Here is a 22,594-nt window from a genome sequence, read left to right on the forward strand (position 1 = left end):
GGCGTCAGCCGCCGCGCATTAATTGCCTGAACTTGGCTGCGCCGGCGCCGCGGCCGGGGCAGCGGCCGGTTGAGCGCTGCCGCCGGCGCGATCGATCGGCGTCACTGCCATGCCTTGGCGCGGCGATGTCAGCACCGACACCACGACGCGTTCGCCATCAGCTACACCTTCGCGGAACAGCACCTCATCCGCTGTCGTCTGCGCCGCGCGCACTTCGCGCACGTCGATCGTGTTGTCCGGTCGAACCACGTAAACGTACTCGTTGCGCTTCAGCGCGCTGCGTGGCGCCGCGACGAGCGTTTCGCGCGCCGAGCCTTCAAGCCGAATGGTGGGAAACATGCCGGGCGCCAGCGGGGCGGCGTTGCGCGCGTTGAACGGATCGCGCACTTCCACCACGCCGTAGACAAGCCGCGTGCGCGCATCGACAGAAGCCTCAACACGAACGAGCCGGCCTTGCCACGTGCGAATGCGCCCGCCGCTAACTTGGCTCACGTGCGCGACTGGGCCGGGGTTCGCTGCCGTAGCGGTGAAACCCACCGGAACGCGCATCGAAGCGAGATCAGCGTCCGTCAGCGGTACACGAATTTCCATGGCGTCGGTCGCGAACATCACCGCCACCGGCGAAGCCGGGCCGACATAGTCGCCGACATTGGCGCGCCGTTCGCGAATGCGGCCGGTGAAGGGCGCGCGGATCGAGGCGCGCGAGAGATCGAGTTCAGCCGAACGCAGGCCGGCTTGCGAGGCCGCCAGTTGCGCGCGCGCCTGCGCCAGCTGCGGTTCGCGCACGGCCAGAGGTGGTGGATCGCCGCGGCCGAGCGCTTGCCAATCCTGACGCGCCAATTCGCCCTCAGCTTCTTCGCGGGTCAACGCTTCTTCCGACTGCGCCACCTGCGCTCGCGCCCGCACCACGGCGAGCTGGTAATCCGCCGCGTCGACGCGCGCGAGCACGTCGCCCTCACGGAACGAACCGCCGTCGACGAACGCTGGGCTCGCCCACACGATGCGGCCCGCGACCTGCGCCGCCAAAGTCGCTTCAACGCGCGGACGCGCTTCGCCTTGCACGCTGATGGAGATCGTCGTCGGCCGCGATTGCGCCACCGCGAACTGCACGGCTGGCGGGTGCGGCGCGTCGTTCTTTTCTTCCGGCTTCGGCCCGGTAAGGATCATCAGCGCCAACAGCGCGCCGCCACCCAGAAGCACGACGAGCGGCGCGGCCACGACCGCGAGGCGCTTGGCCTTGCCCGCGAACGAATTGACCGCCCAAACGGGCTTCTCACTATCTGGCGCTTCTTGCGTCACGTTGAGATCCATCTTGTTCATCGGGCTGCGTCCTGTCTTCGGTCGATGCCGCCCGTCCGTGCTCCCCCTCCTAGGGCCACATGGTAGGCGATGCGATTGGATACGCGCTCCGCGCGCGCAGATATGAGCCCGCGCTCGGCGTCGATGCGGCGGGTGTAGGCGTCGATCAGTTCGAAAAGGGAGGCGACGCCGCGGGAATACTCGCGCTCCGCCAGCTCCTGCGCTGCACGCGCTTCCTCGGCGGCGCTCGCGAACTCGCGCTCGCGCACTTCCAAGCTCTGGTCGGCGCTGATCGCCGCTTCTACCTCGCGCCAGGCGCCAATCGAAGTGCGCACGTATTCGGCCGCCGCCGCGCGCCGGTCGTTCACCGTGGCGCGCGATTCCGCGAGCAAGGCGCCGCCGTTGAAGATCGGCATGGTGAGGCCTGCCACGAGGTTGGACACCATGTTGGCGCTGTCATCGATATCGGTGATGCCTTCGCCCGTGCTGCCCGCACTGCCGCGCAGCGTCAGGCGCGGAAGCAGGTTGGCGCGCGCTTCGTGGATACGGAAACCCGCCGACCGCATGCGGCTTTCCGCCGCCAGCACATCCGGGCGTCGTTCCAGCAAATCTTCTGGCGCACCAGCGGCGGCAATCAGCGCAAGCTGAGGCAGGTCGCCGTCGGCCCGCAGCGTGCCATCCGGATAGCGCCCCATGATTTCCTGCAACCGCCGCGATGCGATCAGCAAGAAGTCCTGCGCCTGCGCCTCAAATGCGCGCGCCGAAGCCACTTGGCTCCGCGCAGTGCGCAATGCCAGCGACGTGGCGATGCCTGCGTCATACCGGCGTTGCGTCAAATCCAGCGCGCGCTCGCGCGTCTGCAAATCTTCTTCAGCCAGCGCTAGCAATTGCTGCGCTTCGATCAGCGAAACCCACGCAGTGGATGATTGCCCCGCCACCGAAAGCCGCGCGCCATTCAAATCTTCTTCGGCGGCATCCGCGCTCAAATCAGCGGCGAGCGTGCGTGCAGTCAGCCGGCCCCACAGATCGATTTCCCAACTCGCAATCACGCTCGACGTCATGAATTCGGTGCGGATGCGTTCGTCGGAGTTCGGGATAGGCTCTTCGGTGCGCGTACCGTCGACACCGATGCTCAAGCTCGGCAGTAGATTGCTGCCGATGGCGCCGCGTGCGCGCCAACGCGCCGCCCGATAGCGCGCTTCAACGATTTGCAGATCCGGGCTGCCGGCGAGCGCTTCGCGCGCCAACGTCGACATTTCGGTTGAGTTCAGGTCATCGAGCCAGGTCGCCGCAGGTGATGCAGCCAATTCGGCAGCGCGTTCCGCGCCGATTGCATCGGCGGCGACATAAGAATCCGGCTCGGGCGGAAGGTTCCGCCCCGCGCACGAGCCGGCCGCGGCCATCAGGCCAAGGCCGATCCATAAGCGCACCCCGTTTCTCATCTTCCCTCGCAGCTATAAGTTGCGTCTTAGCCCCGGAACCCATCGAATGTCAATAAAGTTGTATTGATTTTCGATAAGGTTCTTGGCGCAAGGCAACTGTATCTCGTCCCCACGACACCGCTTTGATGCCGGCGCCCGCGGCTTTGGATGCGGGCGCCCGTCCTGCTTTCCGGTTCTGTCTGCTAAATCGAACCCGCATGAACCGAGTCACCGCCGTTCGCAGACGCCTGGACCGTCTGCCAGCGCTCGCCTGGGCCGCGGGCGCGTTGGCTCTGCTGGCTGCGCTGCTCGCGTTCACCACCAGCCCGCAAGCCGCCGTACTCATGGTGCTCGCGGCCGCTGCGTGCTTCTGGACGTTGCGTGAAGCACGGCGCTTCATCATCGCGCCGCGCGGCGATGATCAGATCGAACTCGTAGGCTTGGCCGAACTTGCGCCGTTGCTGGAAGCGCTGCCCGATCCGGCTCTACTGATTGACGCCGAAGGCCGCATCGTCAGCTCCAACGCCGCCGCGCGCCGGCAGATGCAGTTTGAAGCACGCGGCCAGTTTCTGACCTCGATCCTGCGTCATCCCGACGTACTCGAAGCCGTTCAAGCCGCCGTGCGTGATGGCGATACGCGCGCCGTCGAGTATGAAACATCGAACCAAGTTCAGGGCCACACGCGCTGCTACGTAGCGCCGATGACCTGGGGCGCGGATCGTGCCGCGATGCTGGTTTTCCACGATCAAACCGCGAAAATAAGCACCGAACGCCTCCGCGCCGATTTCCTCGCCAACGCCAGCCACGAGCTTCGAACGCCACTCGCATCGCTCACCTTGCTGATCGAAACCATCGCCGGTCCCGCGCGCGACAGCGTCGAGGAGCGCGACCGTTTCCTCGCTATGATGCAAGTACAGGCCGAACGCATGCGCCGCTTGATCGCGGACCTGCTGTCGCTGTCGCGGATCGAACTCGACGAACACGTACCGCCCTCCGATCGCGCCGATCTTGCCGGCGTTGCGCGGGAGATCATCGACACCGCAGCGTCTGTCGCGGAGGAGCGCGGCGTGCGCATCGAACTCACTGCGCCCGCCAAGCCTGTCACTGTCGTCGGCGAACGCTTCCAACTCGCGCAAGTGGTGCAAAACCTCATCGATAACGCGATCAAGTACACGCCGCGTGACGGTGTGGTGCTCGTCGAGGTTGGCGCCGCCGGCGATCGTGAAGAGACTGTGGCGCTGGCGGGCAGGCGATGGGACGAAGCCGGCCGCGTCGCTCTGCTAACGCCGGCTGCGGCCGCTAACCGCTCTTATGCCTACGTTCGCGTGGAGGATTCCGGCCCGGGCGTCGCGCGCCGGTTCTTGCCACGCCTCGGGGAACGGTTTTTCCGTGTCGAGCGCGAAATGGGCGACGAAAAGGGCGGTACCGGACTGGGACTCGCGATCGTCAAGCACATCATGAACCGCCACCGCGGCGGTCTTTTGGTAGAAAGCCAGCCCGGACGCGGCTCAGCCTTCGCCGCCTATGTGGAATCTGCGGAGGTGGACTGATCCTACGCATGGCCGATTTCACATCAGTGTCATCAAACGCCCCTAAGAGCAGCCCCACTTGGGGATGGGTCAGGTCACGGCTGGAGACGGTCGCGAAAAGGGGTCCGAGATGGAATTTTCCTCAGCAGGATCAGAGCGCTCGACGCCGGGCCCGACGATGGTAGCGCCGATCGTGAGGTCCGGCGCCGGAACCCTCGTCGGCGCGGCCGCCAAGGTGGGCGCCCGCGACGTGAACGTCTTCTACGGCGACAAGCAGGCGCTGTTCGATGTCTCGCTCGACATCCCGGATCGCGCCGTAACCGCTTTCATCGGTCCGTCGGGCTGCGGCAAGACCACGTTCCTGCGCTGCATCAACCGCATGAACGACACGATCGAAGGCTGCAAAGTCAGCGGCACGCTGCAGATCGAAGGCAAGGACGCTTACGCCAAGGGCGTTGACCCGGTCGTACTCCGCACGCGCGTCGGCATGGTGTTCCAGAAGCCGAACCCGTTCCCGAAATCGATCTATGACAACGTCGCCTACGGCCCGCGCATTCACGGCATGGCCAAGTCGAAGTCCGACATGGACAGCATCGTCGAAAAGTCGCTGAAGCGCGCCGGCCTTTGGGAAGAAGTGAAGGATCGCTTGGCCCAGCCCGGCACCGGCCTCTCCGGCGGCCAGCAACAGCGCCTCGTCATCGCCCGCACCGTGGCGGTAAACCCCGACATCATCTTGATGGACGAGCCGTGCTCCGCGCTCGACCCGATTGCCACTGCAAAGATCGAAGAGTTGATCGACGAGATGCGCGAGAATTACTGCATCATCATCGTGACGCACTCGATGGCCCAAGCGGCCCGCGTGTCGCAAAGGACCGCCTTCTTCCACCTGGGCAAGCTTGTGGAGACCGGCGCAACCGAGGAAATCTTCACCAATCCTCGTGATTCGCGTACGCAGGACTATATTACGGGCCGGTTCGGCTAATTCACATGGCCGCCCCGAAAAGAACCAAAAGCGCGGCTGTGCCCGCGCTTGCCCGGCGGGTAAAAACGAGCATGGCCGACCACACAGTTAAAGCATTCACCGAAGAACTCGACGCGCTGACCCAGGAGGTCGCGCGCATGGGTGGGCTCGCGGAAACCGCGATCAACGATAGCCTCTCCGCCGTCGCCCGCCGCGATACGGAACTCGCTCAGCTGGTGATCCAGCGCGATCCTAAGATCGACGCTTCCCAGCGCGAAGTGGAAAAGCGCGCGATTAAACTATTCGCGCTCCGCCAGCCGATGGCCAGCGATCTCCGCGTCGTGCTCACCGCCTGGCGCATCGCCGGCGAGTTGGAGCGCGTCGGCGATCTTGCCAAGAACATCGCCAAGCGCACGCTGATCCTGAACCAGGACGAGCCGATCCAGCTCACCCGCAGCGTCGAGCGCATGGGCAAGATGGCGTCCGCGCACCTGAAGCAAGTGCTCGACGCCTACGCCAACAAGGATCTGCAGGGCGCCATCACGGTCTGGCACGCGGACGACAATATCGACGCGCACTACAATTCGCTGTTCCGCGAATTGCTCACCTACATGATCGAAGACCCGCGCATGATCAGCTCGTGCGCGCACTTGCTCTTCATCGCCAAGAACCTCGAGCGCATCGGCGATCACGGCACCAACATCGCCGAATACATCCACTTCCTCGTCACCGGCGAAGAGATCGCCACACAGCGACCGCGCGCCGACGCGGACGCCGAATAGGGCAAACGCCATGGCCAAGGCCCCTCATGTCCTGGTGGTCGAAGACGAAGAAGCGCTCGGCCAATTGCTGAAGTACAATCTCGAGAAAGAGGGCTATCGCGTCAGCCTCGCCACCGATGGCGAAGAAGCGATGGTGATCGCCGACGAAACCGGGCCTGATCTCGTCATCTTGGATTGGATGCTGCCGAAAGCGCCGGGCATCGAAGTCTGCCGGCGCCTCCGGGCCAAGCAGGAAACCCGCAACACCCCGATCGTGATGCTGACGGCGCGTAGCGAGGAAACCGACCGCGTCCGCGGCCTCGACATCGGCGCCGACGACTACATCACCAAGCCATTCGCCATGAGCGAATTGCTTGCGCGCTTGCGCGCCGTCATGCGCCGCATTCGCCCTGGCCTGGCCGACGACAAAATCACCTGCGGCGATATCGTGATGGATCGCGTCTCGCATCGCGTGAAGCGCGACGGCAAGGAAGTGCACCTCGGCCCGACCGAATTCCGCATCCTTGATCACCTGATGCAGCACCCCGGTCGCGTGTTCTCACGCGAGCAGTTACTGGACGCCGTGTGGGGCTCCGACGTTTACGTCGAAGCCCGCACCGTCGACGTGCATATTGGCCGCTTGCGCAAGGCGCTGATGGTCGGCGATGGAGCTGATCCCATCCGCACCGTGCGCAGCGCGGGCTACGCACTCGATACAGAGACCGCGGCCGCCTAGGAAGCGCGACTGCCGCCGCCTCTGATTAGTGGCGCCGGTCCCAGCGGTTCTCGCGGCGATCCCAGCGATCCTCACGCCGATCCCAACGATCCTCGCGCAGATCGCGCACGTCTTCACGCGCATCCCGGATGTCTTCGCGTTGGTCACGCCAACCGCCGTGGTGTTGCGCGTCGCGAACGTCTTCGCGAACGTCGCGACGATCCTCGCGGCGATCCCAGCGATCCTCACGCCGGTCCCACCGGTTTTCGCGGCGATCTAACCGATCCTCGATCCGATCCCAGTTCTGCGCGCTGGCAGGCGTGGGCGCGGCGGCCATGGCGCAAACGGCGAGCGCACAGGCGGCGAAAATTTCCTTCATGTCGAAGCTCCTCTGCTCGTCCCTCGGACCTTCAAACGGCGGGCGGCGGCGTTTCCGTCGCGGCGCGCGCCATGGACGGGCGCGGGCGCCATCGCTATATCCGCCGCTCCCAATTCATGAGGACGGCGTAATGGCGGCCCAACCGGCGCAGTACATTTTCTCGATGCAAGGTCTGACCAAGACCTATCCCGGCGGCAAGAAGGTGTTCGAGAACATCTGGCTGTCGTTCTTCCCGGACGCCAAAATCGGCGTCGTCGGCGTCAACGGCTCGGGCAAATCGACGCTGCTCAAGATCATGGCCGGCCTCGACAAGGATTTCACCGGCGAAGCCTTCGCCATGGCCAACACCAAGATGGGCTATTTGGAGCAGGAGCCGCAGCTCAACGATGCGATGACCGTGCGCGAGAACGTCGAGTCGTGGTGCGAGGAAAAGAAGCTGGTCAACCGCTTCAACGAAGTCTCGATGGCGGTGGGCGAGAACTACACCGACGAACTGATGGAAGAGATGACGTCGCTCCAAGAGAAGATCGACGCCTCCGACGCCTGGGACATCGATTCCAAAATCGACATGGCGATGGACGCGCTGCGTTGCCCACCTGACGACTCCGGCGTGGAGAAGCTCTCAGGGGGCGAACGCCGCCGCGTCGCGCTCTGCCGTTTGCTGCTCTCGAAACCCGACATGCTGCTGCTCGACGAACCGACCAACCACCTCGACGCGGAAAGCGTCGCCTGGTTGCAGCACCACCTCGAAGCGTTTCCCGGCTGCGTGATCCTCGTCACCCACGATCGCTACTTCCTCAATCAGGTGACCAAGTGGACGCTCGAACTCGATCGCGGCCGCGGCCATCCGCATGAAGGCAATTACTCGGCGTGGCTTGAGATCAAAGCCAAACGCTCGGAGCAGGAATCGTCCGAGAGCGATAGTCGCAAGAAGGCGCTCAACCGCGAACTCGAATGGGTCCGCCAATCGCCGAAGGCGCGCCAAGCCAAGTCGAAAGCTCGCCTCACGCGATATGACGAGATGGCGGCGGAGGCCGAGCGCGAAAAGCAAACCTTCGCGCAAATCCAAATCCCGCCTGGCCCGCGTCTGGGCCAAAACGTGATCGAGTTCGAGAACCTGAAGAAGGGTTTCGGCGACAAGCTCCTGATCGATGGCCTGAGCTTCAAACTCCCGCCCGGCGGCATCGTCGGCATCATCGGCCCCAACGGCGCTGGCAAATCCACCTTGTTCAAGATGATCACCGGCGCCGAAAAACCGGACGACGGCAGCATTGCGATCGGCGAGAGCGTGAAGCTCGGGTTCGTCGATCAATCGCGCGACGCGCTCGATAGTGCGAAGACAATCTGGGAAGAGATTTCCGGCGGTCTCGACGTGCTCGTCGTCGGCAACCGCGAAATTCCATCGCGCGCCTACGTCTCAAGCTTCAACTTCAAGGGCGCCGATCAGCAGAAAAAAGTCGGCCAGCTCTCCGGCGGTGAACGCAACCGCGTCCACCTGGCCAAAACGCTGCTCACCGGCGCCAACGTGCTGCTACTCGACGAACCGACCAACGATCTCGACGTCGAAACCCTGCAATCGCTCGAAGCAGCACTCGAAGATTTCGCCGGCTGCGCCGTCGTCATCAGCCACGATCGCTGGTTCCTGAACCGACTGGCCACCCACATCCTGGCGTTCGAAGGCGACAGCCACGTCGAATGGTTCGAAGGGGATTTCGACAGCTACGAAGAAGACAAGATGCGCAGACTTGGCGTGACGGAGATTGTACCAAGCCGCATCAAGTTTCAGAAATTTGGGCGCTAGGAGTAATCCCGCGAGCGACGATAAGAACGAATCCAAGAAGGCAACGACGCGTCAGCGTTACGATCGCGCCTTAGAGCGTGCTCTCGGCGACGTTTGCGTGCAGCTCGGATTTTGCGGGTCATCAGGGTTCGCGCCTTTCGATGCAAGTCGCGAGTGCTGGAGCGCGGACGAATTTGCGTTTGAAGTCCTGCGCGCGGAGGGCATGGCCGCGATCGTCGTCGAGGGCGTTGGGCCGCTAAAGCCGGAATATTTCGAGCTCATTCGGGCGCGTTTCGTGAAGCACTTTGGCGCTTCGGTGAGCCTGAGCGATTTCGAATGAACTGATCGCTTTACCGGAGAGGCTTGTCCGCCGACTTTCCGACCTCGCGAATATCCACGTCATCGCGCCACATCAGATAGCTTGGCTCGCCGCCGCCGGAATGCATCTCGGCAACGCCAGTCTCTGCGATCTGCCGCATGAGATCGAGCGAGTTCTTGTGATTGAGGCCCGAATGGTCTTCAACAACGGCCACAGACGACTGTCGCATGTTGAGCTTCAGTTCGGACAAATACCGAAAGAACCGCACGTAATTCTGCTCGCGCCGCGCAAGCCGATAGATTGCTTCTCTTTGAGCATCCGTAAGCGCCATGACGACCTCCCCAACCAGGCATTAGCAGCCCTTACCGCCGTCATAGCAAATCCAGGCCGTGCGCCTCAAGCAGCGCTCAATCGCAGCGCTGATTCCACGCGACGATCACTTGTGTGACCCGTGTGTTGCGCGCGTCGATCCTGAATTTTGAGCGCGATGCCGCCGCCGCCCGCAACGTCTCGATCAGCACGTTGAATCGCGTATCAGCCGATGGCGAGCCCGTCAGCGCCCCGACTTGCGTGGCGCTATTCAAGCGCAGGCCGCCGTCGGTAACATCGACCCGGTACGTGTCGGTGTCGCCCTCGTTCCTGAGGTAGAAGGAGTGCGTGTAGCCGCTGCTCGGGGCAAAGATGCTTGGAGGCGTGGGGACAACCTCGCTGACGATGCAGGCGTTCTGCAGCGAGCGATTATCTGCGGGCGGCGGGGCGACCTCGTTGCCCGCGATCCGATCCCGCGGTGTCGCCTCTCCGCCGGACTGCGCCGCCGCACCGCCGGCCGCTGCGCAAAACAAAGCCGCTACGATCATCAAAGCGCGCATGTGAGACCTCCCGCGTGAAACGACGTTCCGAAGCCGCAGCTGAAACTGCAAGACATGACTCACAGAAAAAAAACGGCCGCGCAGCTCACGCCACGCGGCCGTCTCAACTTCCAGGGCTAGCACTTACCCGCGCCGATCGTCCTCAATGCGGAAAACCACACGCAGGTTCACCGGCGTGCCGGTCGCATCGGCGCCATCGCGGCGCACGGCAGCGTGTCGCAGCGAGCGCGAGACACGCAATGCCGCGTTGCCGAAGCCGCCACCCGGCGTTTCGGACACTTTCGCGCAATCAAGCGCGCCGCCGTCCAACACCGTGCAGTGCAGCCGCGCTTCGCCTTCACGGCCGCGTTGCAACGCGCGATCCGGATAGAACGCCGACAAGCGGCGCGCGCTCGGCGTGCGGTCCCAAATCGGGCGCGGCGGCGCGGTGACGACGATGTCGTCGCCGTTGCTCGCGGTGGTCGCCAACTCGTCGCCGCTCGCGTTCACCGGCATGATGCCAATGGTTTCTTCCGGCACGGTGTCGGCGCTGGCTGTAGAGCTTCGCGCCGACGTCGAGCGCCGTTCGCTCGAAGCAGCGGCAGGCGGTGCGCTATCGTCAGAAGCCGTGTCCGCTGTCAGGTCATCGCTTGAGCCCAGCGGCCCCGCGCGCACTTGATCGGCGTCGTACGTATCGTTGTAAGCCGTCTCCAGATCGGTCTGGTTCGTCGGCTGCGTGCTTTTCCACGCGAAATAGCCGCCACCGAGCAGAACTACCGCGGCCAAGCCGCCGAGCAGCCATTTTCCTGCGCCGCCGCCACCGCCTTTGGTGGCCCGAATTTCCGTTGCGCCATGGTTCGGATCGTCGCTCACACTCTTCTCCCTCGAAAATAACTTTTGAGAAACCCGCGCCACCGCAACGCATCGCAGAGGTATTGTGTTCCGCATGTAATTGGGGGGAGCGCGGCCGATTTCGATGCGCTGTTGAAGCCGCGAAATCAGGTCAGTGGTGTGACCGAGGTCATAGTCAAAGCGCGCCTGCGCGCCTAGCAGCGCTGCCGCGCGCTACGAACCCAGCAAATCCAGCAGCAGCCCGTAATCGTCGTCCATCAGCCCATTGCGCCGTGCGCGCGCCACCGCTTCGCGCCCAGCCTCAGCCGTTTGCGGCGCCCAGGCGCTCATCGCATCGCACCGCGCGGCGTCCGGCCGTTCGCGCCGCACCACCGCCATCTCCGCCAGCTGTCCCACGTAACGGGCAACACCTTCACGTACTTCGCGCTCGCCGCCACCGCTCGCTGCCGCATTCATCGCGCCGACTTCGAGTGCGCCAACCAAGCCAGCGTTGATCACCTGACGCATCGGCACGCGGCAGGCGAAACTATCGCCCAGCGCGCGCGACCAATTCTCCGTCACGCGATCCACCTGCGCTTGATTAGGCCGGCCAGCCAACAGCGCTGCGAATGCGCCACGGCTCGCGGCATCCGCGTAGCGCAATGTCGGCAAGCTTTCGGGCGCCGTTGCGCAAGCAGTGAGCGTGAGCAGGGCGGCGAGCAAAGCGATGCGCATGGGAACTCCTGTCTTCAGCCTCGCGCCATCCGTTCCGCGAGCCAAGCCAAAATCACATCCATCGCCGCATCGCGCTCAAGGTCGTTGAGCAATTCGTGTCGGCCTTCAGGATAGAGTTCCAAGCGCTTGTCTGTCGCACGGATCGTGGCGGCGAACCGTTTGCTGCCTTCGGGATCCGTCGCGCGATCCTTCTCGCCGTGCAGCACCAGCACCGGCGTCACCCACTCCGGATACTGCGCCCACGCGCGTTCCGCGACATCGATCGCCGTCGCACCAGTTTTCGCGGGCACGCGCGTATCGCTCACCATCGGATCGTTGCGATAGCCTTCCACTTCTTCCGGAATGCGCGAGAGCCCTTCCGCATCCAGCGGCGGTGCGAGCCGCGCCGATGGCGCAAACATCGACACGAACCTAGCAATAGCACGCAAATGCGCCGGCGCGCTGATCAGTAGGGCAGGCGCGCTCAGCACCACGCCGGCGACATCTTTTCCATCCTCCGCCACGCTCGCCGCCGTCACCAAACCGCCGAGCGAATGGCCGAACAGGAAAAGTGGCTTGCCCTGCGCTACCAGCACACGCCGCGCTGCGCGATGATCGGCAACGGCCTCGCGCAAATCCGCGACACCGCGCGCGCCGGCGGATCGCCCATGCCCGCGCATGTCCCAACCGTAAACGTCGAACCCCAGCGCGTTCAGCTTGGGCACCAGCGCGTGATAGTGCGCCACATAGCGCTCGGCGTATTCGGCGAAGCCGTGCGTGAGCAGCAGATTGGCGCGCGCATCCGGCGTGCGCCACCCGTAGCCGCTCAAGCCGCGTCCGAAATCCCAAGCTTCCGCCATCACCGCTCCAACAACGCCGCCGTCGCCATACCGCCCGCCGTGCACACGCCCACGATAGCGCGCTTGGCGTTGCGGCGCCCAAGCTCCAACAGCGTCGAGCCAAGGTAACGTATCCCGCTCATCCCGTACGGATGCCCCAGCGCAATCGCGCCGCCATTGACATTGGTCCGCTCCCACGGCGTTTGCAGTTCGCGCTGATTGTAGAGCGTCGTCACCGCATACGCTTCGTGCAGCTCCCACAGATCGACATCGTCCGCGTTCACCGCGTTTAGCTTCATCAGCTTCCGGATCGCCGGCGTGATCGCGATGCTCATCTCCTCGGGCGCCACCGAGCCCAGCGCAAAGCCACGCCAATAGCCAAGGATCGACAGCCCCCGCTTCGCCGCCAAATCCGCGTCCATCATCACGACAGCCGCCGCGCCATCCGAAAGCTGCGACGCATTCCCCGCCGTTGTTGTGCCGCCTTCGTACACAGGCTTCAGCGCTGAAAGCTTCTCCAACGTGGTATCCGGGCGAGGGCCCTCATCGCGATCGAGCGTCACAGCAACAACGCTGCTCGCGCCCGTCGCCTTGTCCGTCACCTTCATTTGCGTCGCGATTGGGATAATCTCTTCAGCGTACTTCCCCGCGGCGTTAGCCTCCGTCACGCGCTTTTGACTCATCACCACATACTCATCCAGCGCTTGCCGGCTGATGCCGTACTTCTCCGCGACGAGATCCGCGGTCTGGTTCATCGTCCACCACACCGCGGGCATGATCTGTTGCAATGGCTCATAGAAGAAGCCGTTGAAGTTCAGATTGAACTGCACCAGCGAGATGCTTTCGACGCCGCCCGCGATCCCGCACGCAATTTCACCGCGCGCAATCGCGTTCGCCACATACGACGCCGCCGTCAGGCCCGAGCCGCAATAGCGGTTCACGGTCACGCCCGGCACGCCAACACCAAACCCCGCGAACAGCGCCGCACTACGCGCCACGTTGTGTCCCGTCGCGCCCTCCGGCAGGCCGCAGCCGAGTACGACATCTTCGATCTCGCCCGCCTCGATCTTCGCGCGCGCCACGGCTTCTTTCATCACGTGCGCCGCCATCGCGATGCCGTGCGTTTGGTTCAGCGCGCCGCGCTGCGCTTTCGCGATCGCAGTGCGGCAATAACTGACGACGGCGACGTCTTTCATCGAGCGCTCCCAAGCAACGCGCGCAGTCTATTTCAGAAACGGAATGATGCAGCGGTGATTCTGTGCATAAGCCGCAAATCAGTTCATCATTCCAACCCGTAACCATTCCGGACCCGGTCCGGAGACGCGAAATGGGAGCGCGTGAATGACTGCTCTGAGAAAGTATAAGCCGCTGCAGGCCCACCTCGAACGCCGCCGTGGGCGGCCAGAAATGCTCACTTTCGAAGACATCGAGGGGATCATCGGCAAAGGTCTGCCCCCAAGCGCCACGAAGCATCGCTCGTTCTGGTCGAACGACAACCGCGAGGAGGGTTCGGCCTGCCACGCCTGGAGTCGGGCCGGCTATCGCGTGGCTTACCTGGATCGCGAGCAGAAAGTCGTTCGGTTTGAGCGCATCCGCTAGCGCATCCACAGAGCCATAGTCCTGCATCTCTGACTCGCGGCCATGCAGTCGCCCGTGCTTGCGGGCGGCCGCCCGGACGCCGATGATGGCCAGGAACAGGGAGACGCACATGCGTTGGGTAATCGCGGCTTTGGCGCTTGGCCTTGCGGCCTGCGACGGATCAACCACGGCGGCGCCAAACGCTGATGGAACTACGGCGGCGGCCGATGGCTACACGCTCGAAATCCGCGCCATGGAGTCCGTGCAGACGTACCTCGTCACCGCGCCGGACGGGCGCATCGTCGGCGGTCGCGCCGCCAGCGGCGTCTCAGCCTTGTTGGACACGGACCGTGCGCAATCCCTCGCCGCCGAGCCGCCGCCAGAAGGCGAGGCGCAACCCGAAGTGATGGCGATGCGCTGGCCGGGTTTCGAAATGTCGATCAGCGGCGACGAAGAAAACGCCGACGGCGAAAACGGCAGCGTCAACATCTCGATCGGCGGCGAACAGCAGGTGGAAATCCGCGCCAACGAGGGTGGTCCTGGCGACGCCGATGATACCGCCTACGTCCGCATCACCGGCGCAGACGAAGCGGCGGCGCGTGATTTCATCAACGACGCCGAAGAACTCTCCGCCGAAACAAAAACAGAAATGCTAGGCGCCCTCGGGCTTTAACGGCCGCTCGGCGCGCCGCGCTTGCGTCCCCTCGGGGTTTGGGCTTCTTTCGCGCCCAACATTTGAGGGGACTTGTTTATGCGTAATCCGTTACGCGCGGCTGCGGCTGCGGCCTGCGTCTTTGCTCTCATCGCCACGCCCGCCTCGAGCGAAGAGGGCATGTGGACGTTCGACAATTTCCCCGCCGCGCGCATGCAGCGCGATCTTGGTTGGGCGCCGGATCAAGCGTGGCTCGATCGCGTCATGGCGGGCGCGGCGCGCTTGCCTGGCTGCTCCGGTTCGAACGTCAGCGCCAACGGGCTGATGCTCACCAACCATCACTGCATCACCGCGTGCCTGCGCAATCTCTCCAGCGAGCAAAGCGATTTCCTCGCCGCCGGCTTCACCGCCCGCACGCGCGAAGAAGAGCGCCGCTGCCCGAACTATTCTATCTCCATCCTCACCGGCATCACGGATGTCACGCAGCGCATCGATACCGCGACCGCCGGCGTCGCCGCCGACGCCTTCGCTCGTACCCGCGACGCTGAGATTGCCCGTATCGAGAGCGAATGCACCAGCGGCCAGATCCGCTGCGAAGTGACCACGCTCTACCAAGGCGGCCGCTACGCGCTCTACAACTATAAGCGCTATGACGACGTCCGTATGGTGTTCGCGCCCGAGCAGCAGGTCGCGGCCTTCGGGGGCGATCCGGATAATTACAACTTCCCGCGCTACTGCCTCGATTTCGCAATCTTGCGCGTTTACGAAAACGGTGCCCCGGCAGCGACGCCGGCGCACCTCTCGATGCGCTTCACACCCGTGACGGAAGACGAAGTCGTCCTCGCCGTCGGCAATCCCGGCACGACCTCGCGCTCGCGCACCACAGCGGAAATGGCGTTTCAGCGCGATATCCAGCTGCCGTGGATGCTCAACGTCCTCTCCGAAACGCGCGGGCGCCTCATCGCATACTCGGAACTCGGCCCCAACCAGCGCCGCCTCGGCACCAACGCGCTGCAAGGCGTGGAAAACCTCGTGAAGCGTTTCTCAGGTCAACGCATGTCGCTGGTGAGTGCGGAGAATTTCGCCCGCGTCACCGCCGCCGAGCAGGACTTCCAGGCCCGTGTCCGCCGCAACTCGGCATCTGCGCGCGAAGTCGGCGACGCCTGGGGTGAAATCTCACGCGCTCAAGACACGTATCGCGGCATGTTCTATCGTCACCAGATGCTCGAAGCCTCCGCCGCGCAGCGCTCGCAGCTGTTCGGCTGGGCCCGCGACCTCGTTCGCGCCGCCGAAGAACGCCCCAAGCCAGACGCGCAACGCATGCCGCGCTACACCGACGCGCGCATCTCGGTGGTCGAGCGCTCCATTACCGGCGCGCAGCCCACGGAAACGGACTTCGAGCGGCTCAATCTCGAAATCTGGCTGTTGAAGCTGCGCGAGTATCTCACGGTCGATGACCCGACGGTGCAACGCATCCTCAATCGCCAAAGCCCCGAAGAACTCGCTGCACGCCTCTCGCAATCGCGCCTCGGCGATCCCGCCGTTCGGCGCCAGCTCTGGGAAGGCGGCGGCGCCGCAATCGCCGCGTCCGACGATCCCATGATCGTGTTCGTCCGGTCCTGGGACACTGACGCCCGCCAGGTGCGCGAGCAATTCGAAACCCAAGTTGAAGGCCCAGTCGCCCGCGCGCACGAACGCATTGCCCGCGCCCGCTTCCGCGCGTTCGGCACCAACACCTACCCGGATGCCACCGGCACGCCACGCATCACCTATGGCCGCGTGCGCGGCTGGACTGAAGGGACGCGCACTGTGCCATGGTTCACCAACATAGACGGGCTCTACGCACGCGCCACCAACGCCGAGCCGTTCAATCTCTCGCAACGCTGGATCGATGCTCGCGGCCGCGTCAATGGCGCGACCGTCTACAACATCGCGACCACGACAGAGAGCGTCGGCGGCGCGTCGGGCAGCCCGCTGCTCGATCGCGAAGGCCGCGTTGTCGGCGCAAGCTTCGATGGCAATATCCACGCGACGGCCGGCACCTTTTTCTACGATCCAACGCTCAACCGCACCGTCACCGTCACCACCACCGCGATGCAAGCGGCATTGCGCGACGTCTACGGCATGAACGCGCTGCTCGCCGAACTCGGCGGCAGCTAAAGAAAAAACCTCCCCGCGAGGGGAGGGTTTCATCGAAACCTGTGAGGGCGCCGGCAACGGCACTCGGAGAACACGCCGCCGGCGCCCTCGACCTCTCCTGCTGGCACGGGAGAGGATCAGGTAAGATCACGCGCCGCCGCATGAGGGAGCGTCAACTCAGTTGAGACGAGCCGCGCTACAAGCACGGCGAACCGCTCAAGAAATCGCAGCGTTCAAAAACGCGGCCTGCTTCTGCAGCGAAGCAAACGCCTGCGGCGTCGGGAACGCGATGAACGCGTGCGCTGCGCCCGGATAAATATCGAGCTCGCCCGCATTGCCTGCGGCCACCCAACGCGCATGCATGAACAAGCTGTCGTCCAGCAGCGCGTCGCGCGTGCCGATCGTGAACAAGGCGGGGCACAGGCCGCGTAAATCAGCAAACTGTGGCGAAATATTTGGCGCACGCTTCTCATCAGTGCTGAGGCCCGGCAAAAACGCGTCCCCAAACTTCAGAATATCGACCGTGCGCAACACCAAACGCTCGTCGCCGAACGCGCGTGCGCTCGGCGACATGCCAAGATCGAACACGCCGAACACCAGATTGGCGGCGCGGAACGGCGTGATGCCGTGCTTGTCGCGCAAGCGGAGCATTGTCAGCGCCGCGAGATGCGCCCCGGCGCTTTCGCCGCCGATCGTCAACGCGCCGCCGCCGAAATCCTTCAGATTCTCATTCACCCACAGCGCCGCGGCTTCGCAATCGTCAGGCCCGGCCGGGTAGGGGTTCTCCGGCGCGAGACGATACTCAACGCTGATCGCGGTCAGCCCCGTCTCATCCGCTACGCGCTCCAGCAGCCGGTCTTGAGCGTCCGCCGAGCCCAGCACATGCCCGCCGCCATGGATGTGCAAATAAACGCCGCGCGATTTCTCCGCAGGCAGGACACGCAAAGGAATCTTGCCGCCCTTGCCGTCGATCTCAACCCAGCGCGCGCGATCCGATTTTGCCGCCACCGGAAAGATGCTTTCACCGCGCGCCCGCGCATCGCGCACCTTCTGCGGACCGATGTCCCACCATTCCGGCATCCCGCTCATCGCCTGAATGATCGCGGCGTTGGCTGCGCGCGTTTCCGGCGGGACGGCGTCGTCGCTGAAGAGGGCTGGATCGAGTTTCATACCGCGATACTGCCGCGCTCCGGCGGCGGCGCAAGCGCTATCGCGATCGCCCGCGCCATCCTATCTTAAATCCCATGACCAAAGCCGCCTTACCCGATCCACCTTATCGCGGCGGCTGCCTCTGCGGCAGCGTGCGCTATTGCTATAGCGGACGCCCGCGCACCCTGATCGCGTGCCATTGCCTCGACTGCCAGAAGCAGACCGGCGCCACCAATCTGCTCACGCTGATTGGCGATCGCGTCGCGTTCACGCACGAGCAGGGCGATGTCGTCCGCTATCGCAAAACCGCCGACAGCGGCCGCTTTGCCGACTACGTGCGCTGCGCCCAGTGTGGTGTCCGCGTCTGGCACGAGCCGCTTGCGGCGCCGGAATATTGCTTCATCGCCGTCGGCACGCTCGACGATCCGTCTTGGGTCGTTCCTGTCGCCCACATCTGGACATCACGCGCCGCGCCGTCCGCACAGATTCCGCCCGATGCCTACGCGACCCCGCAATCGCCCGCCGCCGATCGCTCCGATCTCTTCGCTGCGTTCGACCGCACCTATCCGCGCTAGCTCACTTCAGCCCGCCCATCTTGCGGATTGCGCTCCATTCGGCCGCCGTCACCGGCTGCACCGAGAGCCGCGAATTCTTCACCAGCACCATATCGGCCAACTTCTTGTCCGCCTTGATCGTTGCCAGCGTCACCGGCGTCTTCAGCGGCTCAACGGCCTTCAGATCAACGCAGACGAACGCCCCGGTTTTATCGGTCGGATCGACATACGCCTCTTTCACCACCGTGCTGACGCCGACGACCTCTTTGCCGTCGCCGGAATGATAGAAGAAGACGCTATCGCCCTTCTTCATCGCCTTGAGGTGCGTCTTGGCCTGATGGTTGCGCACGCCGGTCCAGGCGTCCGCGCCCTTCTTGACGTGTTGGTCCCAGGACCACGTTTCCGGTTCGCTTTTGACCAGCCAGTGCGCCATGCCCGCGATGTACTACGCGGCCGGCGCCAGGCCAAGCGCTTCGATGGGTCAGGCGCGCGCTTCAAACACAAGATTGAACGGCGTCTCCGCCGCGCGGCGAAACTTCGTAAAGCCCGCTTCCTTCGCGACTTTCTTCAACCGCCCTTCGCCCGCCTGCGCGCCCAAGCCCATGCCGACTTCTTGGCTCAGCGACGCCGGCGTGCAGATCAACGTGGACGCCGCGTAGTACACGCGTCCAACTGGATTGAGATTGTCCTTCAAATCGTCATGCGCGAACGGCTCGACGATCATCCAGGTTCCATCCGTCGCCATCGTCGACTTCACGTGCTTGCCGGCGCCGATCGGATCACCCATGTCGTGCAAGCAATCGAAGAACGCCACCATGTCGTACTCGAGCGCCGGGTAGTCCTTAGCGCTGGCTTGTTCGAACATGATGCGCTTCGAGACCCCGGCTTCCTTCGCCATCTGCTTAGCGCGCACGATCGACGGCGCGTGATAATCGTAGCCATAGAATTTCGACTTCGGGTAGGCGAGCGCCATCAGGATCGTCGATGCACCGTGCCCGCAACCAACGTCGGCAACCTTCGCGCCTTTCTCCAACTTCGCCGTTACGCCTTTCAGCGCCGGTATCCACTGTGACACTAGGTTCGCGTTGTAGCCCGGCCGGAAGAAACGCTCCGTCCCACGAAAAAGACACGTCGAATGCTCGTGCCAGCCCACGCCTTTGCCGGTCTTGAACGCCTCCGCGACCTTGCCTTCGTCCAACCACATCGCTTGCGCCACTTCGAACGCGCCCGCAAAAAACGCCGGCCCGCCCTCGTCAGCAAACGCGCAAGCTTGCTCGGGATTGAGCTTGAATTTCTTGGTCTTCGGATTGTAGTCGACGTAGCCCGCAGCCGCCTGCGCCGAGAGCCACTCGCGCAAATAGCGCTCCTTGAGCTTCGTCTTTGTCGCCAGCTCATCCGGCGTCACCGCTTTGCCGTCCGCCATCGCTTTGTAGATGCCCAGCCGATCGCCGATCAGCACCAGCGCCGCGCTCGCGGTGGCGCCAAGATCGCCGACAAGTTTTCCGAGAAAAGCGTTCAGTTTTTCAGGATTGGGCGCCGTCATCAGCCGTGCCTCCTCGTGCAGGATAAGCAGGAGCTAACGCCTCTGTTTCAGCGCCCGCAAGCTGTCGTCGTAAATTTTAGATTTGCTCTTTGCTGCGGCGCAATTCGCGCATGAGGATTGTCACAACCGCGCGTCAATTGCCTGCGCCCGCGCGCCGCGCTTGATCTCGCGGCAAAGCCCCGTACACCTGGACACGCATGAATGCCGCGCTTGAAGCAGAAGGGCTGGTCAAGCGCTACGGCGCCCGGACCGCGGTCCAGGATCTCAGTTTCTCCGTCCCGCAGGGGGCGATCTACGGCGTGCTCGGCCCTAATGGCGCCGGCAAGTCGAGCACGCTGCGCATGCTTGTCGGCGTTCTGCGACCGACTGCCGGCCGCATCTCCATTCTCGGCGGCCCCGCGACGCGCGAAACCATGCGCCGCGTCGGCTATCTCCCAGAAGAGCGCGGCCTCTATCGCTCCATGAGCGCGCGCTCCGCAATTGCGTATCTCGCGAGGCTCAAAGGCATCAGCTCCAGCAAAGCGCACAAACGTGCCGATTTCCTTTTGGAGTCGCATGGCCTCGGCAAACACAAGCGCAAGAAGATCAAAACGCTGTCGAAGGGCATGGCCCAGAAAGTTCAAGTGCTCGCCTCGATCGCGCACGAGCCCGACCTCATCATCTTCGACGAACCGTTCTCCGGCCTCGATCCCGTCAACCAGCGCGTGCTCGAAGATACCATTCGCGCCGAAGCCGCCGCCGGTCGCACCATTCTCTTCTCCACCCACGTCATGGAGCACGCCGAACGCCTCTGCGACCGCATCTTACTGATCGCGCACGGCAGCGCGGCGTTTGAAGGCACTGTACGTGACGCGCTAGCGCTGGCGCCGAGCCTCGCTGTGATCGAAACCGATGGCGCATACGATATTGCACCAGTACTCGGCCCGCGCGGTTTTACCTGGACAGAAGAGCAGGGCGAGCACGGCAATCGCCGCTGGCGCGTGCGCATCGAAAATGGCCATGACTCGCGCCAGTTGTTGCAAGTGTGCGTCGAAGCCGGTGCGCCGCTCACGTTGTTCGAACCCGCCCGCGCCAGCCTGCACGAAGCTTTCGTCGCGCTGGTCGGCGATAAAGCCATGCCGAGCGCCGCCGAATGAGCCTGTCCTCCACGCTCCTCGTCGCCCGCCGCGACTATTTCGCCTATGTCGGCGCGTGGGGCTTTTGGCTCTCGCTGCTCACCGCGCCGCTGATCATCGCGCTGCTGATCTTTGCGCCGATCATCCTGGCTCGCGCCGAACCTTCACGCGTACTCGCGGTTGTCGCCGAAAACGCCGCTGACGCGGAAACCGTCACCGCCGCGTTCGAAGCCAACGCCCGCCGCGAAGCGCGTGGCGAAGTCCGCGCCTATCTCGACGCCGCGGCGCCAACGATTTCGCCTGCCGCCACTGAAGTCTTCGACGCAGCACCCAATCGCGACGCTGCCATCGCTGCCGCGCGCGCCGTTGTCGCCGCGCAAGCGCCATCGTCATTGCGCGCGTTCCCGCAGCCGACGCAGCGTTATCAGCTCGTCACGCCACCGGGCGAAACCATCGAAGCGATGCGACCCTATCTCGACGGCACCCAAATGCTGCTCGACGGCCGCCAGCTCTACGGCGCGCTCAACATCCGCCGCGCCGAAGGCGCGCCGATCATCGAATATTGGAGTGTAAACCTCAGCCACGACGAACCGTCCAACATCGCGCGCGGCGCATTGCGGCTCGCCATGCAGCGCGAAGCGCTCGCGGCGCAAGGTCTCGCGCCGACCGAGGCCGATCGCATCGATGGACTAGAGCCCAGCGTCGCCCAATTCGATCCACGGCCCAGCGCTGGCGAGGGCCGCGTCACCATCCGGGACCGCGCGCCATTCTACGCAGCGCTCGCGCTCGCCTTCATTCTTTGGAGCGTCGTCTTCTCCGTCGCCAACATGCTGCTCTCCGGCGTCATCGAGGAAAAATCCAACAAGATCCTCGACACGCTCCTGACCAGCGTCAGCCCGATCGAGCTGCTCACCGGCAAGCTCCTCGGCGTCGCCATGGTGAGCCTCACGCTGTTCCTGTTCTGGGGCGCACTCGGCGGCACACTGCTATCGTTCGCCGCCGAAAGAGCAGGCGACTCCATCCTCGGTCAAGTCGCCGCAGCCTTCCTTGAGCCGCGCTTGCTCGCCGCGTTCGCGATCGGCTTCATCGCCGGCTATCTCATGTACGGCGCGATTTTCCTCGCGCTCGGCTCACTCTGTGAATCGATCCAGGAAGCGCAAACGCTGCTCGGCCCGGTCGCTCTCGTGCTCGCCGTGCCGATGCTGCTGATCACGCCCGCGCTCGATAATCCCAACGCGCCCATCGTCGAAGCCGCGAGCTGGATTCCGATCTTCACGCCGTTCCTGCTGCTCGTGCGCGCCCCCGCCGGCCTCAGCTGGGCCGAGATCGCCGGCATGGGCGGCATCATGATCATCGCGGTGATCGTGATCCTCTGGCTTGCGGCGCGCGTGTTTCGCGCTGGCGTGGTCGATCAAGTCTCGATGGCCAATTGGCGCGGGCGAAAGAACGCGAAAGAGTAGGAGCCGCA

General features: G+C 64.1%; 23 protein-coding genes. 11 read left to right on the forward strand and 12 right to left on the reverse strand.

All coding sequences use genetic code 11. The features are described 5' to 3' along the window. Positions 1-18: 18 nt before the first annotated feature. Both DSM104635_RS04480 and DSM104635_RS04485 read right to left on the reverse strand, forming a co-directional pair. A complete protein-coding gene (locus tag DSM104635_RS04480; RefSeq protein ID WP_158765051.1) occupies positions 19-1,320 on the reverse strand; it encodes an efflux RND transporter periplasmic adaptor subunit in 1,302 nt (433 codons plus the stop codon). After that, the gene (locus tag DSM104635_RS04485; RefSeq protein ID WP_158765052.1) at positions 1,317-2,741 is read right to left on the reverse strand and encodes a TolC family protein; all 1,425 of its coding nucleotides are present in this window, start codon (positions 2,739-2,741) and stop codon (positions 1,317-1,319) included. Before DSM104635_RS04485 ends, DSM104635_RS04480 begins: the two co-directional genes overlap by 4 nt. A 197-nt stretch (positions 2,742-2,938) precedes the next feature. Between DSM104635_RS04485 and DSM104635_RS04490 the strand changes: the two genes are divergently transcribed. From DSM104635_RS04490 to phoB, 4 genes are all read left to right on the forward strand, one after another. After that, complete coding sequence (locus DSM104635_RS04490; protein WP_158765053.1) at positions 2,939-4,270, forward strand: ATP-binding protein; 1,332 nt, start codon at positions 2,939-2,941, stop codon at positions 4,268-4,270. 157 nt (positions 4,271-4,427) lie between these two features. After that, entirely contained in the window at positions 4,428-5,231 is an 804-nt protein-coding gene (gene pstB / locus DSM104635_RS04495; RefSeq protein ID WP_158768004.1) for a phosphate ABC transporter ATP-binding protein PstB, read from the forward strand. Positions 5,232-5,302: 71 nt separating this feature from the next. Continuing rightward, positions 5,303-5,992, forward strand: coding sequence for a phosphate signaling complex protein PhoU (gene phoU / locus DSM104635_RS04500; RefSeq protein WP_158765054.1), 690 nt, complete (start codon positions 5,303-5,305; stop codon positions 5,990-5,992). A gap of 10 nt (positions 5,993-6,002) precedes the next feature. After that, a complete protein-coding gene (gene phoB, locus DSM104635_RS04505) occupies positions 6,003-6,707 on the forward strand; it encodes a phosphate regulon transcriptional regulator PhoB (protein ID WP_158765055.1) in 705 nt (234 codons plus the stop codon). 25 nt (positions 6,708-6,732) lie between these two features. On the opposite strand, the gene DSM104635_RS04510 is transcribed toward phoB, so the two are convergent. Further along, positions 6,733-7,065 (reverse strand): hypothetical protein, encoded by a 333-nt coding sequence (locus tag DSM104635_RS04510; protein ID WP_158765056.1) that lies wholly within the window; start codon positions 7,063-7,065, stop codon positions 6,733-6,735. Positions 7,066-7,195: 130 nt separating this feature from the next. Here DSM104635_RS04510 and ettA point away from each other — a divergent pair, with 130 nt between their 5' ends. Then, a complete protein-coding gene (gene ettA / locus DSM104635_RS04515) occupies positions 7,196-8,866 on the forward strand; it encodes an energy-dependent translational throttle protein EttA (protein WP_158765057.1) in 1,671 nt (556 codons plus the stop codon). Between the two features lie 329 nt (positions 8,867-9,195). Here the strand turns inward: ettA and DSM104635_RS04520 are convergent, their stop codons facing one another. The 6 genes from DSM104635_RS04520 to DSM104635_RS04545 form a co-directional block, all read right to left on the reverse strand. Continuing rightward, a complete protein-coding gene (locus tag DSM104635_RS04520; RefSeq protein WP_158765058.1) occupies positions 9,196-9,495 on the reverse strand; it encodes a hypothetical protein in 300 nt (99 codons plus the stop codon). A 76-nt stretch (positions 9,496-9,571) separates the two neighbouring features. Beyond that, a complete protein-coding gene (locus tag DSM104635_RS04525) occupies positions 9,572-10,033 on the reverse strand; it encodes a hypothetical protein (protein ID WP_158765059.1) in 462 nt (153 codons plus the stop codon). Positions 10,034-10,156: 123 nt separating this feature from the next. Further along, positions 10,157-10,885: a TonB family protein gene (locus tag DSM104635_RS04530; RefSeq protein ID WP_158765060.1), complete on the reverse strand. Its 729-nt coding sequence runs from the start codon at positions 10,883-10,885 to the stop codon at positions 10,157-10,159. A 192-nt stretch (positions 10,886-11,077) separates the two neighbouring features. Further along, positions 11,078-11,578 (reverse strand): hypothetical protein, encoded by a 501-nt coding sequence (locus DSM104635_RS04535; protein ID WP_158765061.1) that lies wholly within the window; start codon positions 11,576-11,578, stop codon positions 11,078-11,080. Between the two features lie 14 nt (positions 11,579-11,592). Next, positions 11,593-12,417: an alpha/beta hydrolase gene (locus DSM104635_RS04540; RefSeq protein ID WP_158765062.1), complete on the reverse strand. Its 825-nt coding sequence runs from the start codon at positions 12,415-12,417 to the stop codon at positions 11,593-11,595. Next, positions 12,417-13,592, reverse strand: coding sequence for a thiolase family protein (locus DSM104635_RS04545; RefSeq protein ID WP_158765063.1), 1,176 nt, complete (start codon positions 13,590-13,592; stop codon positions 12,417-12,419). The genes DSM104635_RS04540 and DSM104635_RS04545 overlap by 1 nt, the downstream gene beginning before the upstream one ends. Positions 13,593-13,737: 145 nt before the next feature. Here DSM104635_RS04545 and DSM104635_RS04550 point away from each other — a divergent pair, with 145 nt between their 5' ends. The 3 genes from DSM104635_RS04550 to DSM104635_RS04560 all read left to right on the forward strand — a co-directional run bounded on the left by DSM104635_RS04550 (position 13,738) and on the right by DSM104635_RS04560 (position 16,786). Continuing rightward, positions 13,738-13,995, forward strand: coding sequence for a DUF7662 domain-containing protein (locus DSM104635_RS04550; RefSeq protein ID WP_158765064.1), 258 nt, complete (start codon positions 13,738-13,740; stop codon positions 13,993-13,995). A 109-nt stretch (positions 13,996-14,104) separates the two neighbouring features. Further along, on the forward strand, positions 14,105-14,647 hold the full coding sequence (locus DSM104635_RS04555) for a hypothetical protein (RefSeq protein ID WP_158765065.1): 543 nt from the start codon (positions 14,105-14,107) through the stop codon (positions 14,645-14,647). Positions 14,648-14,725: 78 nt separating this feature from the next. Further along, positions 14,726-16,786, forward strand: coding sequence for a S46 family peptidase (locus tag DSM104635_RS04560; RefSeq protein ID WP_158765066.1), 2,061 nt, complete (start codon positions 14,726-14,728; stop codon positions 16,784-16,786). Positions 16,787-16,981: 195 nt separating this feature from the next. Here the strand turns inward: DSM104635_RS04560 and DSM104635_RS04565 are convergent, their stop codons facing one another. Continuing rightward, complete coding sequence (locus DSM104635_RS04565) at positions 16,982-17,935, reverse strand: alpha/beta hydrolase (RefSeq protein ID WP_158765067.1); 954 nt, start codon at positions 17,933-17,935, stop codon at positions 16,982-16,984. Positions 17,936-18,009: 74 nt separating this feature from the next. Between DSM104635_RS04565 and DSM104635_RS04570 the strand changes: the two genes are divergently transcribed. Next, positions 18,010-18,489: a GFA family protein gene (locus DSM104635_RS04570; RefSeq protein WP_158765068.1), complete on the forward strand. Its 480-nt coding sequence runs from the start codon at positions 18,010-18,012 to the stop codon at positions 18,487-18,489. Between the two features lies 1 nt (position 18,490). Here DSM104635_RS04570 and DSM104635_RS04575 read toward each other — a convergent pair whose 3' ends face one another. Beyond that, positions 18,491-18,901 carry an EVE domain-containing protein gene (locus tag DSM104635_RS04575; RefSeq protein WP_158765069.1) on the reverse strand — a complete coding sequence of 137 codons (411 nt, stop codon included), beginning with the start codon at positions 18,899-18,901 and terminating at the stop codon, positions 18,491-18,493. A gap of 48 nt (positions 18,902-18,949) precedes the next feature. Then, entirely contained in the window at positions 18,950-20,011 is a 1,062-nt protein-coding gene (locus tag DSM104635_RS04580; protein ID WP_158765070.1) for a class I SAM-dependent methyltransferase, read from the reverse strand. A 197-nt stretch (positions 20,012-20,208) separates the two neighbouring features. Between DSM104635_RS04580 and DSM104635_RS04585 the strand changes: the two genes are divergently transcribed. Both DSM104635_RS04585 and DSM104635_RS04590 read left to right on the forward strand, forming a co-directional pair. Beyond that, positions 20,209-21,147, forward strand: coding sequence for an ABC transporter ATP-binding protein (locus DSM104635_RS04585; RefSeq protein ID WP_158765071.1), 939 nt, complete (start codon positions 20,209-20,211; stop codon positions 21,145-21,147). After that, on the forward strand, positions 21,144-22,586 hold the full coding sequence (locus tag DSM104635_RS04590) for an ABC transporter permease (protein ID WP_158765072.1): 1,443 nt from the start codon (positions 21,144-21,146) through the stop codon (positions 22,584-22,586). The genes DSM104635_RS04585 and DSM104635_RS04590 overlap by 4 nt, the downstream gene beginning before the upstream one ends. Positions 22,587-22,594 lie beyond the last annotated feature (8 nt).

The sequence above is a fragment of the Terricaulis silvestris genome (genome assembly GCF_009792355.1).
In the GTDB taxonomy this organism is placed as follows: Bacteria; Pseudomonadota; Alphaproteobacteria; order Caulobacterales; family Aquidulcibacteraceae; genus Vitreimonas; species Vitreimonas silvestris.